This is a genomic window from Sphingobacterium rhinopitheci (assembly GCF_022627575.1).
GTDB lineage: Bacteria > Bacteroidota > Bacteroidia > Sphingobacteriales > Sphingobacteriaceae > Sphingobacterium > Sphingobacterium rhinopitheci.
In genome coordinates, this window is sequence record NZ_JADEYQ010000001.1 from 595,976 (window position 1) to 610,096 (window position 14,121).

Below are 14,121 nucleotides of genomic sequence, written 5' to 3' on the forward strand. Positions count from 1 at the left end.
CTTAAATTTTTAACACTAATTATTATTAAAAAAGAACAAGACCACTTTTCCCTATTTTGGGAAAAATGGTCTTGCTCGTTACTTACGAAGATAATTTAAAAAATCAATAATTCCAAATTATTCTTCATCAACAAATTTATACCCCAATCCGCGTACTGTTTGTAAGTAATTAGGCTTATCGGGATTATGTTCGATCTTCTTTCGCAATCTTACTACGTGCATATCCAACGTTCGTGTATTGACATTAGAGCTATATCCCCACACTACCTCCATCAATTCTTCACGCGTAATCTCTCTACCCATATTTTGCAGAAAGTGAAGTAATATTCTATTCTCAAGAATTGTTAATTCTATTTTCTTGCCGTCACGAATAAGTGAATGTATTTGCGGATGATGTTCTGTTTTTCCAAAAACAAGAATGTCTTTATTGACGGTTTTAGGCACAAAAAAACGCACCTTATTTTCGATCATAGCTACAAGCACATCCATATTGAAGGGCTTAGTAATATAATCAGAGATTCCATAACTGTAGGCATCAATTTTATCTACATCTTGTGACTTTGCTGTCATCATAATAATGATATTTTCAAATCCATTTTTACGAACAGCTTCACAAACATCTATACCTTCTTTACCTGGCAACATCCAATCTAATAATACGATATCGGGATTAGATTCCAATATCAATGCTTCAGCATCAAGACCATTACCTGATTGAACAACTTTATAGCCTTCAGTTTGTAAACGGTGACTAACCAAAAATCTAAGATTCTCGTCGTCTTCAACAACTGCAACTGTAATGTCTTTTTCCATACTTTATATCTTTTTAACGTCTACTGGAAAAATCAATGTAAATGTAGTGCCTACGTTAAGTTGACTATCTACTTTAATATCTCCTCCCATAAATTCAGTTATTTCCTTACAAAATGCTAACCCTAATCCAATACTACCTTGCTGGTTAAACTGATTTTTAACTCTATAAAATTTCTTAAAAATACTATTAAATTCTCGTTTATCTATACCAATCCCTTTATCCTTAAAAAAAATAGTGAAATATTTTTTATTTTGTTCTACTGTTACCGCCAAAAACTTGCGATCTATAGGAGAATATTTATATGCATTGTCAACTAAATTTTGACAAACACTTGTTAATAACACTGGATCAGTGTAAAGCATACTTTTAACATCTATTTTAAAATCCAATTTCAAATCAGGATATTTTAATTGTATACTATCAAAAAATTGAGATAAAAAAACTTTTAAATCAATGTCTTCACCATGAAATTTAATAGATTTATTTTCAATTTGTGCAAATGACAATAATTTATTCATCAAATTATTCAATTTATCTGCTTCTTGATCCAATATTCTACCATACATTTGCCTTTCAACTTCAGATATGTTATCCGCACTTTTAATATTATTACCTGCTATTTTTATCACACTAACAGGTGTTTTAAATTCATGTGTAAGATTATTGATAAAATCATATTGAAGCTGGTACAGCCTACTATTAATGGCCGCATTGCGATAGATTAAGTAACCCGTCAAGATTAAGAATAAATAAACAAGAGAAATACCTACCATTACAGGAAAAAACCTTTTATTGATATCCTTTACAATAAACTCTCTCGAAGTATCAAATTGCAATTTATAATCAGACAAAGCACCAGGTAATGGTAATTCAGTTCGTAAATAAGACTCATCGTTGGTTACATATTGGTCTACTACAGCTTTAATAGAGATCTCTTCATATAAGTTGGGATATTTATTTTGAATATGTATTTTGGTAGGATCAATAGAAAACACAAATAAATCTTGTTCATAAGAAGATTCGGGTAGATCAACATCATTCATCATAGTCTGATAATTCATAATATCAGACATCCTTGGAATATTTAGATAAGACACCATGCCGGGCTGTAAAGCATAGAAAACCTTAAAAATATCATTATCTGTTAAGCGTGTTGAATCCTTTGCACCTTCAATAAAACCGACGAATTTCAACATCATATTATTGAATTCGGAGGTAGCATTAAGATATTCTTTAAATGACTGTTCTCCCCCTAACAAACGATTGTCTTTATCTAGTTTGTAAAGGTAACTCACTTTGGAATATACAGTAAGGTTATTAAAACGTACGCCATTACCTACACTATCACGATTGGTCAACACAACATCAAAAAACCTAACTTCATTGACAAAAGGAAAACTACGAAGAACAGTATTTGAGAAATCAGACGCTTGATCATCGCTCATATACCCTTGAAAATAGGATATTTCAGGTATTTTCTCAGTAAAGAAAGTATTAAATGGCTTTATAGACTCGTCAAAAACTTCAACTTTTTTATTATTAAACTCAGCTTCTACAAAATTTGTAGTCATGGTTCGTGCAAAAAATGTAGAAGCGACAAATAGTATGGTTACTAAAACAAAAAATGCAATTAGCAATCCAAAGTTCTTACGATATCGAAGATTTATAGAATTCATATTATAGATTTCTACTTAAAAAATCCTCTACTTGTTGATAATAGAGTATAATATTTTCTTCTTTACGTATTCGGCGACCTTCTTCTTCAAAAAAGGTATACTTAATATTACCGCCGTTATTTTTCACTTTCTGCACAAATTGATTAATATCCGTAATACTATTATATCGATCACGTCCACCTTGAAACATCAAAATAGGCATTTTAATTTTCTCTGCATGAAACAAAGGAGATATTGCTTTAAACAAATCAGACTCTTTTGAAGGGTCCCCAATGATCTTATAATACATCTGCAAATATTGCTGATAAAAAGGCGGTATCTCTTTAAGATAGGTAAATAGATTGGTATATCCAGAGGATGAAATAGCACATTTATAAAGCGTAGGATTAAAACAAGCAGCATACAAAGCTGAATACCCCCCAAATCCTGTACCCATGATAGCTACACGATCTTTGTCCGCTATACCTTGGTGGATAAGCCAAGAAACACCATCGCTAATATCATTTTGAATCTCCCCACCCCATTGTTTATACCCCTCTTTTACAAACTCTTTTCCAAAACCAGTAGAGCCACGGTAATTGACTTGAAAAACGGCATAACCTCTATTTGCCAAAAACTGAACTTCTTGGTTAAAACCCCAATTATCTCTACTATTAGGACCATCATGTACCAATACAACTACTGGATATTTATCTTTCTTTATTAGTGGATAAGTCAAAAAACCATTAATCAATTTGCCATCTCTCGAGAAATAACTGACAGCTTGCATTGGGGATAACTCTATATTCTTTAGACTAGGATTTATCGCTACAAGTTCTTTAATTTCACCTGATTTGGCTGAGTAATATAATACTTGTCCCGGGTCAACGTCGGTATATATTTTAAAAACGACAAGATTGAAATTTTCATCTACATCGATCAGATCTATATTATAATCCGCATACTTTCTTTGAATTTCTTGATAGATACTTTTCAACTTGTCATTTAAGACATTGATCTCTTTTCTATCCTCCGTAGAAACCGAAGTATATATCATTTCTCCTTTGGAAAAAAGATACCCTTCTTTGTTTAGATCTGCTTTTTCATTATCTACCAATACTTGCTGATCGCCTGTTTTGAAATCCATTAATACTAAGCCGGATTTATCTTTACCAATATTACTTAATCCATAGAAAGACGAATTACTCCCTTTGGCAGGACCTAGCGGGATGATAGTGGATATAAAATCAGTATTAAGCACATTTCTAAAAGGCTCTCCTTCATTGTCCCTATACCATATTTTATCCTGAATACTATCACTAGAAATCGCTAATCGTACCTGTCCATCCATCGAAGCTACCCAAGTCCCCATGCGTTGGGTATTTAACTCTACCAACTCAGGACCTTTACCATTCAATGGAATTCTATATAAATCAAAAATAGTTGAATCACGGACATTTAATTGCGCCAATATTTTACCATCTATAGCATGTGTTGGCGACACCCATCTCAACTCATGTTGGGCTGGAGGAATTAAATAAGTAGATTTTTCGGTATGAATATCGATAATAAATAGACGGAGGCTATCCTTATTGGAATGACTATTAGAATAAACAATACTATCTGAGGTAGCCCAAAAGAAGTATTGCACATTAATATGCTTTTCGTAGGTCAACTGCTTTGAAGAATCTGGTATTTCGGTATCAAGAATAAAAATATTACGGCAGTGATCTTCTACACCAATATAAGCTATACGTCTGCCATCTGGCGATACCTTAAAACTCGTACGCTCAGGTTTGACAAAAAAATCTTGAATAGGGATGGTCTTCACCTTATCTCTGTCTCCGCAATTGCAGAAAGAAATGATGACTACACATAAAAACATTAAATTTACTATTACCTTCATTAATTTTAATCCCCCTCGACTCTTATCCTCAAATATTAAAATTTTATTACACTTATTCACAATTGCAACTTTAATTTTACAGCGTAAATTTAATATTTATTAACTTTGCAGTATGTACTTATATAACATATCCATTATTGTTGAAGATAGTCAACACGACACATTATTAAATTGGTTAGAAAAAGAGTGGTTACCTAGTCTTGTTCAAGAGATCAAATTCTTGAAAATGATTAATACGCCACACGAAGGGCATACCTATTGTGTTCAGATGACCGTTAATAATCAAGAAGATATAGTAAATTTTCAACAAACTACCTTAAACGATCTACAATATCACTTGCAACTTAATCATAAAGAGAAAGCTTTTATTTTTGATAGTATAATGCAATATTTATAAGCTAATTATACTTTATTGCAAGCAAGATTTGGATTATAAGATACTTTAGGGGAAAGAAAATGCAACAGCACTAGCCTAGAGTATCTTAGATTGAAAGGTGCGAATACCAAAATAGCACCAAATAAAACACCTACATATATCCATGGCGATTCACTATGCGTAAAATATGCTGTTACTAATGCTAGGGTAACTACTTGCGCTACCGAAAAAGCATAACTAACATACATAGCGGCATAAAAATAACCGGGTTCAATTTCAAATTTGAATCCACAACAAGGACATAGCTCATTCATTTTTTGTTTCTTGAGCCCATATATGCGTCCTTCAAACATGTTGCCCTCTCTACATCGAGGACATCTGGATTGCGCTACAGCTAATAATTTAGATCTACCCATCCTTAAAACCATTAAAAGTTATAACAGAGGTGACTTTTCTTCTTTTTTTCGAAATTTAGTATACCAAAGTATAGCTACTCCGCTTCCAATCAAAAATGGCATACCTAGCAAAAACAAAATACCATTGTTCAACCCTTTACCCTGTGTATTTCCATGTTGTGTACTATTTTCGGCATTCAACGAACACATAGCACATTGCGCACTAACCGCAACAGGTGTAACAAATAGACAAGCACACACTAAAGAAAGTGAGACAAAAAGACGTTTGAATATTTTCATGCTACAAAGTTAAAGAATTATTTAGCATTAAATTGTCACAAACTATATTTACAACAAGACATTGAATCTTTCCCAGAAACCATCTACCGGCAACGGAGCTTCGATCAACATTTGCTCTTCTTTCACAGGATGTTCAAATGCTAAAGATCGAGAATGTAAACATATGGTTCGTTTGAGAGATCCGCGAGGATAGCCATATTTGTTGTCGCCAACGATAGGACAACCCATATATGCCAACTGGCTTCTGATCTGATGTGTACGTCCTGTGAGCGGATTTATCTTCAATAGGTAATAACCTTCGAGATGACCTACAATTTCATAATCCAACTCAGCATAACTACCATTCTTTACCTCACGATCGTAAGCTTTGGTAATCATTTTCTTGCGATCACGGAGCAACCAATTCGTCAATTTCCCGGCTCTATGTGGCGGACGTTCTTTAACTACAGCCAAGTACGTTTTTTGAACTTTACGATCATGAAAGAAACGATTCATACGATCTAAGCCTTTACTAGTTTTAGCCATCAAAATCATACCACTCACAGGTCGATCAAGACGGTGTATAACCCCTATAAAGGCACCATTGGGTTTATTATATTTAATGGTCAAATAATCTTTGACCATTTCTTCTAGAGATTTATCTCCTGTTGTATCTACTTGAACAATATCACCACCACGCTTATTAATAGCGATAAGATGATTATCCTCAAAAAGGATATCCTTATCTGTAATTTTTGACATTAGAAAACAAAAATTAGTTTTTTAGTGAATCTTTCGCTGCTTTAGCTTTCTTTTTAAAGAAACCTTTCAAGAGAAAATTACTTTGTAAAGCTTCCATATTTTCATCCAATTTCTCCGTACTTGTATTCAAGTTTTTCAAGATTTGTTTGATCTCAGTAGCGGCCGCAGGATCATTAGTTAACACACCTAATGCATTATCTTTATCATTCAATCTCGCGGATGTTTTGTTCAGATTCTCCATCAAAGCATTAGCAGTCTGCGTAACACCTTGTAATTGCGCTGCCGACTCACGCAAACTAGCGAACACCTCTTTATCTGTTGTCAAATCATGAAGTAACCCTTCATTATTGTTCAGTTTTTGCGTTAAATCAACCAAATTATTTACCGCAAGACTAGCATCAGTCATTACTTTAGTTAAAGAACCTACAGAGGACTTCAGATTAGTGGCAATCTCATCATCTGTCAACAAAGCACCAACTGTACCTTTGCCATCGACCATATGCTGCGATAAAGTAGCGAAGTTTTTAGTGATTACAGATAGATTGTCTCCATTTTCTTGCAACAATCCTATCATTTGCTCCATACCAACGCTGGCACCAGATTTCAATACATCATCATTTTCTATTTGCGGAAATTTTGAAGAACCACCCACTAAACTAATAATGGAATTACCAATAAGACCATCAGATCCTAAAATAGCAACGACATCTTTGCGTATAAATTGGCTATCTTTTTCTTGAATAGTCATTACAACACGTACTTTTTCAATACTTTCAAATGCTATTTCCTTAATTATACCTACTTTAACCCCCGAAAACCAAACGTTATTTCCAACTTTCAAACCCTTAACATCGTTGAAATATGTTTTTACAACAAGGTTCTTACTAAATTTATTTTGTTGAGAGCTTAATACTAAGATACCAACTACCAATATAATTAGACCTATAAGCGTAAATAGTCCAACTATAAGCGATCTTTTATTTTCTTGTGTACTCATCTGTATATTATACTATAAAATTATAATCATAAAAAGGTTTAACACGGACATCATCTGTTGCAAAAATTTCATCAAATGTACCTTGTCTTTCAAACTTGCCATCTAACAACATTACCATCCTATCCCCTACCATTTTGGCACATGCCAAATCATGTGTAATAATAATAGAAGATGTTTTATATCTTTCTTGCACATCATTGATCAATCCATTAATATCCAAGCAAGTAATAGGATCCAAACCAGCCGTAGGCTCATCATACAACATAATATCGGGGCGCAAAATCAATGTACGTGCGATTCCAATACGTTTACGTTGACCACCGGATAATTCAGAAGGCATTTGATTGATGGTCTGTAAAAGACCAACCCCCTCCAATACCTCTTCCACTTCACGATCAATCTCCATCCGAGTTAAATTTCTTTTATTACGAACGAGTGGAAATTCTAAATTTTCACGAACAGTCATACTATCATATAATGCACTATTCTGAAAAGAAAAGCCGATTTTCAAGCGTAATAATCGAAGTGCCTTCTCATCTAAATGATTCACGACTTGTCCTAAAACATTTATATCACCTGAATCCGGCATCAATAATCCAGAAATCAATTTTATCAAAACAGACTTACCTGTCCCAGAACGACCTAAAACGACTAGATTTTCACCATTATAAAGTTTTAAATCAACATTCCGCAAGACATGCAAATTACCAAATGATTTACTGACATCATTTACATGAATGACACAATCATCATAATCTATATATACATTCTTATTAGACATAGTTAAGAGAATAAAGACAATACTTGAACGATCAATAACTCTTCGATAAATACGGCAAACATAGAAGCCACTACGGCACTATTAGCGGCTTTACCTACCCCCTCTGTTCCCTTAGACGAATAATAACCTACATACGTACTAATAAAACCAATTGTAAAACCAAATACAACAGAACGTATCACCATAGCAAATACATCAACAAAGCCTATTTTATCAAAAACTTGAGTAAAGAAGCTAAGCATGCTCAATTGATCTTTAGAAATAATACTTAAATACCCTCCAAATAAACCTATTCCAGCAACATAAAATGTCAAAATAGGGATCATTGTCGTCGTAGCCAAGATTCGTGTAGCGATTAAGAACTTATGCGGATTCGTACCCGAAACCTCCATCGCATCAATTTGCTCTGTCACATTCATGGAGCTTAACTCTGCACCAATTTGTGAGCCCACCTTACCCGAGGCAATTAAAGCAGTCACCAGTGGAGCTAATGCTCTAACAATAGCAATTGAAATCATTGCTGGTAACCAAGAAGAAGCCCCAAATTCTTCTAATGAAGGCCTTGATTGTTTTGTAAACACAAAGCCTACAATAAATCCTGTTAAAGAAATTAAAGGAAACGATCGCCATCCAATTTCATAACATTGTCTTATAAATTCTTTGAATTCAAATGGTGGGGTCACCATTTCACGAAAAAAACGCATTAAAAAGCGATGTAACCGAGCAAATTCAAGAAGTAAATTACTAAATTTCTTACCCATTAATAATTATTACACTTAATATAAAGTAAATATCTCAAACGTCATTTAACTTGTGCAAAGGTACAAATTTTTAAATTCCATTCTCATAATAAGAGCATCTACTTTAATAGAAATAAAAAAACAACCAAATTGTTTGATATATCAATCAAAATATTGAATTACATCAAAAACAATAGGGATTAATATTTATTAAATTTCAGTAACCTAGTTAAACCTTGATTCCATTGATGAAGTCATATAACGAAATAGTAATTAACAAAGATACATTCACCGTTAAAGGCAGGTAATATGATAAACAAAGGCAAAACATTGATACTATCATTAATAGCAATATCTATTATAAGTTTATTCACTGTTAATGGTGCAAAGGCGCAGGGAAATGTACACGTATCATTAGATATGTTTTACGATGAGTTATCTCCATACGGCTATTGGGACTATGACCCTAATTATGGTGGTGATATATGGTACCCGCAGGCAGGACATGATTTTAGACCTTATAGCTCTAATGGCTATTGGACAATGACGCAATATGGCAATACCTGGGTTTCAAATTACCCTTGGGGATGGGCGACGTTTCATTATGGTAGATGGATAAATACACCTAGAAATGGATGGGGATGGATTCCTGACTATGAATGGGGACCTGCATGGGTAGATTGGAGATCGGGAAATGGTTATTATGGTTGGGCACCGATGGCACCTCGATTGAGTGTAAACATTTCGGTAGGCTTACCAATTAACTTATGGATATTTTCTCCGTCAAAACGGATCTATGACAGAAATATACATAGATATAGCACCTATGGCAGACCTAACATATATAATAATACAACGATCATAAACAATACTTATATCGTCAATAACAATCATTATTATGGAGGGCCTTCACGAAGGGATGTAGAACGTACAACAGGACGAAAAGTTACCGTACGTGATGTACGCAATGCAGATAGACCTGGTAGTTCGCGTATAGACAATAAATCGGTATCAATCTATAGACCACAAAATAATACTAGAGCGCAATCTACATCGAGAGATAGTCGTACTAATACTGCCAATCGTAGCGCTACTAATAGTAATACGACGAATAGAGCTCGTCAAGAAATGTATATTGGAAGAGATGGTAATGCGATTATTCGGGATAGAAGTGATAATAGTCGCGTAATCACAAATGATAGAAAAACTGAATCTAGAAATAGTACGTTGTCAACTAACAGAGGTAATGATCGGTCGACAAGTAATAGAAATACTACGGAAAACAAAAGTCCTATCAACAGAGGTGAATCTTCTAGGGTAAGACGTGAAGTACAGCAAATACCACAACGAGATAATACACCTTCACGAGAAAGACAACGTAGTACTATACCCGTGCAACAAGCAAGCACGACACGAGCGAGTAACAACAGTAGTACAGTATCTAGAAATAATACGCCTAGAGTAGAGCGTACTACTTCATCTTCGTCACGTAACGACGCTTCTTCACCATCAAGAACTAGTACAGATCGCTCGTCTAACTCGCGCAGATAACACTTTAAGAATCACTAAATAACAAAAAGCGTGGCGAATATTCGCCACGCTTTTATTATTTTTGAGTAATATTACATATTATTAAATCAGGCATTCTACACCAGAATCCTATTAACCCGTTTTAAAATATGGCGAAATTGATTTCCATATTGGATAATGACTTTTACAAATTTACGATGCAATATGCTGTAGTAAAGTTATTTCCAAAAGCAAAAGCGAGATATCAATTTATCAATAGAGGTAAACATGAATTTCCGGAAGGTTTTGCTGCTAAATTAACTGAATCTATTCAAGCACTTAGCAAGTTAAAACTTACTAAGGAAGAAAAGATCTTTTTCGCAGAAAGTTGCCCCTATATGGATCCTACCTATTTTGACTTTTTGCAAGGTTACAGATATGACCCTGAAGAAGTAAAAATAGAGCAAACTGGCTGTGAATTGTCCGTTAAAATAGAAGGATATTGGTACCGAACGATTTTATGGGAAGTCCCAATTATGTCCTTAATATGTGAGATCTACTATGAAATGACAGGACTTCAACGTGTGGCAGACGAGGAAGTGATGCATATTGTAGAATCTAAAATGGACAAATACGATAAATTAGATATTACCATAGCTGATTTTGGAACACGAAGAAGACATTCTTTTGACGTACATGATTTAGTCATTAAAACATTAATAAATCATCCTTCAAAAACATTCATAGGTACAAGTAACCTATTTCTTGCTATGAAATATAATACCAAACAGATCGGTACACATGCACACGAGTGGTTTATGTTTCATGCGGCTAAGTATGGCTATAAAATGGCTAACCTATTAGGATTAGAAAATTGGGCCGATGTATACTTAGGAGATTTAGGTATTGCGCTATCAGACACCTATACTACAGAAGCTTTTTTCAAACAGTTCAACAAAAAATTAACGAAGCTATTTGATGGCGTAAGACATGACAGTGGCGATGCTATTGAATTTGCACAGAAGACAATAAATCATTACCTAAGCCTAGGCATCAATCCATTATCTAAATCTATTATTTTTTCGGATGGTTTAGATTATGATAAAGTTGAAAAAATATCCAACTATTGTAAGGGTAAAATAGGCTATTCCTTTGGTATAGGAACGGATTTCACTAATGATGTTGGGCTACCCCGAATGAATATTGTTCTCAAGATGACTGAAGCATTACCTGAAAATGGAGAATGGACGCCTGTAATAAAATTATCCGATGAGCCCATGAAACACACGGGTGATTCGAAAGAAATAGAGATGGCTAAAAGATATTTGCATATAGATGACTAATTACAAAGATGTGTACGGTGATGCATTACTAGAATATCACCAAACTGGAGCATTAAAAGAACCATTGCTATTACATAGCACCTATGGTGATATCGAAGAAATGCCTGTAGAAGTATTTTTTCGTGAAGATGAAGACTTTCCAGAATTAGAATTCATCGCGTTGTCACTTTGCGATGGCACTGTTCTTGATGTGGGTGCTGGTGTTGGTTCGCATGCCTTATATCTACAAGAAAAAGAATTTGCTGTTACAGCATTAGAAATATCTCCTTCTGCTTGTACCATCATGAAAGAGCGAGGTGTAAAAGACATCATTCAAGGAGATTTTTTCCACTTGAACGACCAACAATATGACACCTTACTATTTTTGATGAATGGAATAGGTTTAGCGAAAACACTAGAGGGATTTCGTCACTTACTAGCACATGCTAAAACTTTATTAACAGACAAAGGACAATTGTTGTTTGATAGCTCCAATATATCCTATTTATATGATGAATACAAAATCCAACGACCTGACTATTATTTTGGAGAGATTGGATTTCAATATGAATTCAATGGTATAAAAGGAGAACCTTTTAATTGGCTATATCTAGATCAAGATGCATTAATCAAGATTGCGCATGAAGAGAATTGGGTAGTACAAGTATTGTATGAAGATGAAAATGATCAATACTTGGTGCGTATGGAACCCCGAAAATAGAATAAATAGGGAAGTTATCTACGGGTAGCTTCCCATTTATTCTATATTTTCTATATTGAATTCTTGAAGAGAAAATTAAGTAACAAGCACTATATCCTCCACGTGTCCAACACGAACAATAATATATCCTAAGTTGCTTACACGAGATAAGCCTATTTATACCCAAGACTTCTCAACGATACTAAAATCTAATATATTATTCTTGCTTTTCATATCACGTAAATGAATATCCTGAAAAGTAATGAGCCCACAATTCTACGATGCTACATTCAAATCCATCATTCCAGATATCAATACAAGAATATAATAAAATGTAGCAATAATCAGATTGCAATACTCGGTTATAAAAAAGACCTTTGTATATGGAAGAGGATCAAAAATCAATCAACTACAATCGTATTGCTAAAGCAATAGCCTACATTATAGCACATCATGATCAACAGCCAAGTCTGGAAGAGATTGCTGACCATGTACACCTCAGTTCCTTTCATTTTCAGCGAATATTTCAAGAATGGGCGGGTACTACGCCGAAGAAATTTCTGCAATATATTAGCTTGTCGCAGGCAAAGAAAATACTAGATAATCAACAGTCATTGTTTATGACAAGTGATACATTAGGTCTAAGTAGTCCTAGTAGATTGCATGATTTATTTGTCAATATAGAAGCTATGACACCAAACGAATACCGCAATAAAGGACAATATTTGACAATTCACTATTCACTTCAATATAGTCCATTTGGGAAAATACTAATTGCTTCCACATCAAAAGGTATCTGTCAAATAAGTTTTATAGATATAATAGAAGATGTTAGTACAATTTTAAAAAAACAATTTACAAATGCTACCTATCTTCATCAAGTAGAAGAATGCCACCTGAACGTATTGAAAATATTTGAATTATCTTCCAAACAACCCAATCCCATTAATGTACACCTGAAGGGCACAGCTTTTCAACTGAAAGTATGGGAAGCTTTATTGCAGATCCCTTTAGGTAAGTTAGATACCTACGGCAATATTGCGCAAGCAATAAATCAACCCACCGCATCACGTGCTGTAGGCACAGCTATTGGAAATAATCCACTAGCATACCTTATCCCCTGCCACCGTATTATTCAGGCATCAGGTGTCATCGGCGGGTACCGCTGGGACCCCATTCGAAAGACAGCTATTATAGGCTGGGAAAATACACAAACAAATAGCATACATGATGAAACTTTTTGACGAGCCTATCCCGAGCAACAACTTATTACCCTATGATGGAATCGTAGAATATTATGGTGTTGTATTTGGTAATCCCGAGGTATACTATAAATCTCTTATCGAAGAAATAAATTGGCAACACGACCAAGCGCTTATTTTTGGTAAACTGATCACGACAAAAAGAAAAGTAGCATGGCATGGCGATGAACCATTCGAATACAAATACTCGGGTATAGAAAAGATAGCTTCCCCGTGGAACAGTACTTTATTGCACTTGAAACAACGAATAGAACAGCTCTCTGGTGATAGTTATAATTCCTGTTTATTGAATCTATATCATGATGGTAGTGAAGGGATGTCATGGCATTCGGACGCAGAGAGAGATTTAAAAAAACAGGGTAGTATAGCTTCTGTTACATTTGGTGCCCCCCGAAAATTTTCGTTTAAACACAAATATTCGAAGCAAAGAATAGATATTTTGTTAGAAGATGGCTCCTTACTAATCATGAAAGGTACAACACAGGATTATTGGTTGCACCAACTACCTCCTACTACAAAGGTAAGTAGCCCTCGTATCAATCTCACTTTTAGAACTATCGAAAACTCGAATAAGCTAAGTAAAAATAATAAATAGATAAGATATTTACTATTACTTCGTTATC

Annotated in this window: 15 protein-coding genes; 6 read left to right on the top strand and 9 right to left on the bottom strand. The window is 34.4% G+C overall.

The features are described from left to right. Positions 1–117: 117 nt before the first annotated feature. Genes IP023_RS02620 through IP023_RS02630 form a run of 3 tightly spaced genes read right to left on the bottom strand, consistent with a single transcriptional unit; the run spans position 118 to position 4,375 of the window. Entirely contained in the window at positions 118–813 is a 696-nt protein-coding gene (locus IP023_RS02620) for a response regulator transcription factor (protein ID WP_241788689.1), read from the bottom strand. A gap of 3 nt (positions 814–816) precedes the next feature. Then, positions 817–2,490 (bottom strand): sensor histidine kinase, encoded by a 1,674-nt coding sequence (locus IP023_RS02625; RefSeq protein ID WP_241788690.1) that lies wholly within the window; start codon positions 2,488–2,490, stop codon positions 817–819. A gap of 1 nt (position 2,491) precedes the next feature. Next, positions 2,492–4,375 carry a S9 family peptidase gene (locus tag IP023_RS02630; RefSeq protein WP_241788691.1) on the bottom strand — a complete coding sequence of 628 codons (1,884 nt, stop codon included), beginning with the start codon at positions 4,373–4,375 and terminating at the stop codon, positions 2,492–2,494. A gap of 112 nt (positions 4,376–4,487) precedes the next feature. Between IP023_RS02630 and IP023_RS02635 the strand changes: the two genes are divergently transcribed. Next, entirely contained in the window at positions 4,488–4,772 is a 285-nt protein-coding gene (locus tag IP023_RS02635) for a DUF4286 family protein (protein ID WP_241788692.1), read from the top strand. Between the two features lie 5 nt (positions 4,773–4,777). Here IP023_RS02635 and IP023_RS02640 read toward each other — a convergent pair whose 3' ends face one another. Genes IP023_RS02640 through IP023_RS02665 form a run of 6 tightly spaced genes read right to left on the bottom strand, consistent with a single transcriptional unit; the run spans position 4,778 to position 8,726 of the window. Next, complete coding sequence (locus tag IP023_RS02640) at positions 4,778–5,167, bottom strand: DUF983 domain-containing protein (protein ID WP_241788693.1); 390 nt, start codon at positions 5,165–5,167, stop codon at positions 4,778–4,780. Positions 5,168–5,185: 18 nt separating this feature from the next. Next, complete coding sequence (locus IP023_RS02645; RefSeq protein ID WP_241788694.1) at positions 5,186–5,446, bottom strand: hypothetical protein; 261 nt, start codon at positions 5,444–5,446, stop codon at positions 5,186–5,188. 48 nt (positions 5,447–5,494) lie between these two features. Beyond that, a complete protein-coding gene (locus IP023_RS02650; protein ID WP_241788695.1) occupies positions 5,495–6,187 on the bottom strand; it encodes an RluA family pseudouridine synthase in 693 nt (230 codons plus the stop codon). 13 nt (positions 6,188–6,200) lie between these two features. Continuing rightward, the gene (locus IP023_RS02655; RefSeq protein WP_241788696.1) at positions 6,201–7,184 is read right to left on the bottom strand and encodes an MlaD family protein; all 984 of its coding nucleotides are present in this window, start codon (positions 7,182–7,184) and stop codon (positions 6,201–6,203) included. 7 nt (positions 7,185–7,191) lie between these two features. Continuing rightward, the gene (locus tag IP023_RS02660) at positions 7,192–7,965 is read right to left on the bottom strand and encodes an ABC transporter ATP-binding protein (protein WP_241788697.1); all 774 of its coding nucleotides are present in this window, start codon (positions 7,963–7,965) and stop codon (positions 7,192–7,194) included. Between the two features lie 2 nt (positions 7,966–7,967). Next, entirely contained in the window at positions 7,968–8,726 is a 759-nt protein-coding gene (locus tag IP023_RS02665) for an MlaE family ABC transporter permease (protein ID WP_241788698.1), read from the bottom strand. A 288-nt stretch (positions 8,727–9,014) separates the two neighbouring features. Between IP023_RS02665 and IP023_RS02670 the strand changes: the two genes are divergently transcribed. From IP023_RS02670 to IP023_RS02690, 5 genes are all read left to right on the top strand, one after another. Then, on the top strand, positions 9,015–10,256 hold the full coding sequence (locus IP023_RS02670; RefSeq protein ID WP_241788699.1) for a DUF6600 domain-containing protein: 1,242 nt from the start codon (positions 9,015–9,017) through the stop codon (positions 10,254–10,256). 128 nt (positions 10,257–10,384) lie between these two features. Beyond that, on the top strand, positions 10,385–11,557 hold the full coding sequence (pncB, locus tag IP023_RS02675) for a nicotinate phosphoribosyltransferase (protein ID WP_241788700.1): 1,173 nt from the start codon (positions 10,385–10,387) through the stop codon (positions 11,555–11,557). Continuing rightward, positions 11,550–12,257: a class I SAM-dependent methyltransferase gene (locus IP023_RS02680; RefSeq protein ID WP_241788701.1), complete on the top strand. Its 708-nt coding sequence runs from the start codon at positions 11,550–11,552 to the stop codon at positions 12,255–12,257. The genes pncB and IP023_RS02680 overlap by 8 nt, the downstream gene beginning before the upstream one ends. 362 nt (positions 12,258–12,619) lie before the next feature. Beyond that, positions 12,620–13,480 carry a methylated-DNA--[protein]-cysteine S-methyltransferase gene (locus IP023_RS02685; RefSeq protein ID WP_241788702.1) on the top strand — a complete coding sequence of 287 codons (861 nt, stop codon included), beginning with the start codon at positions 12,620–12,622 and terminating at the stop codon, positions 13,478–13,480. Continuing rightward, the gene (locus tag IP023_RS02690) at positions 13,464–14,093 is read left to right on the top strand and encodes an alpha-ketoglutarate-dependent dioxygenase AlkB family protein (protein WP_317224522.1); all 630 of its coding nucleotides are present in this window, start codon (positions 13,464–13,466) and stop codon (positions 14,091–14,093) included. The genes IP023_RS02685 and IP023_RS02690 overlap by 17 nt, the downstream gene beginning before the upstream one ends. Positions 14,094–14,121 lie beyond the last annotated feature (28 nt).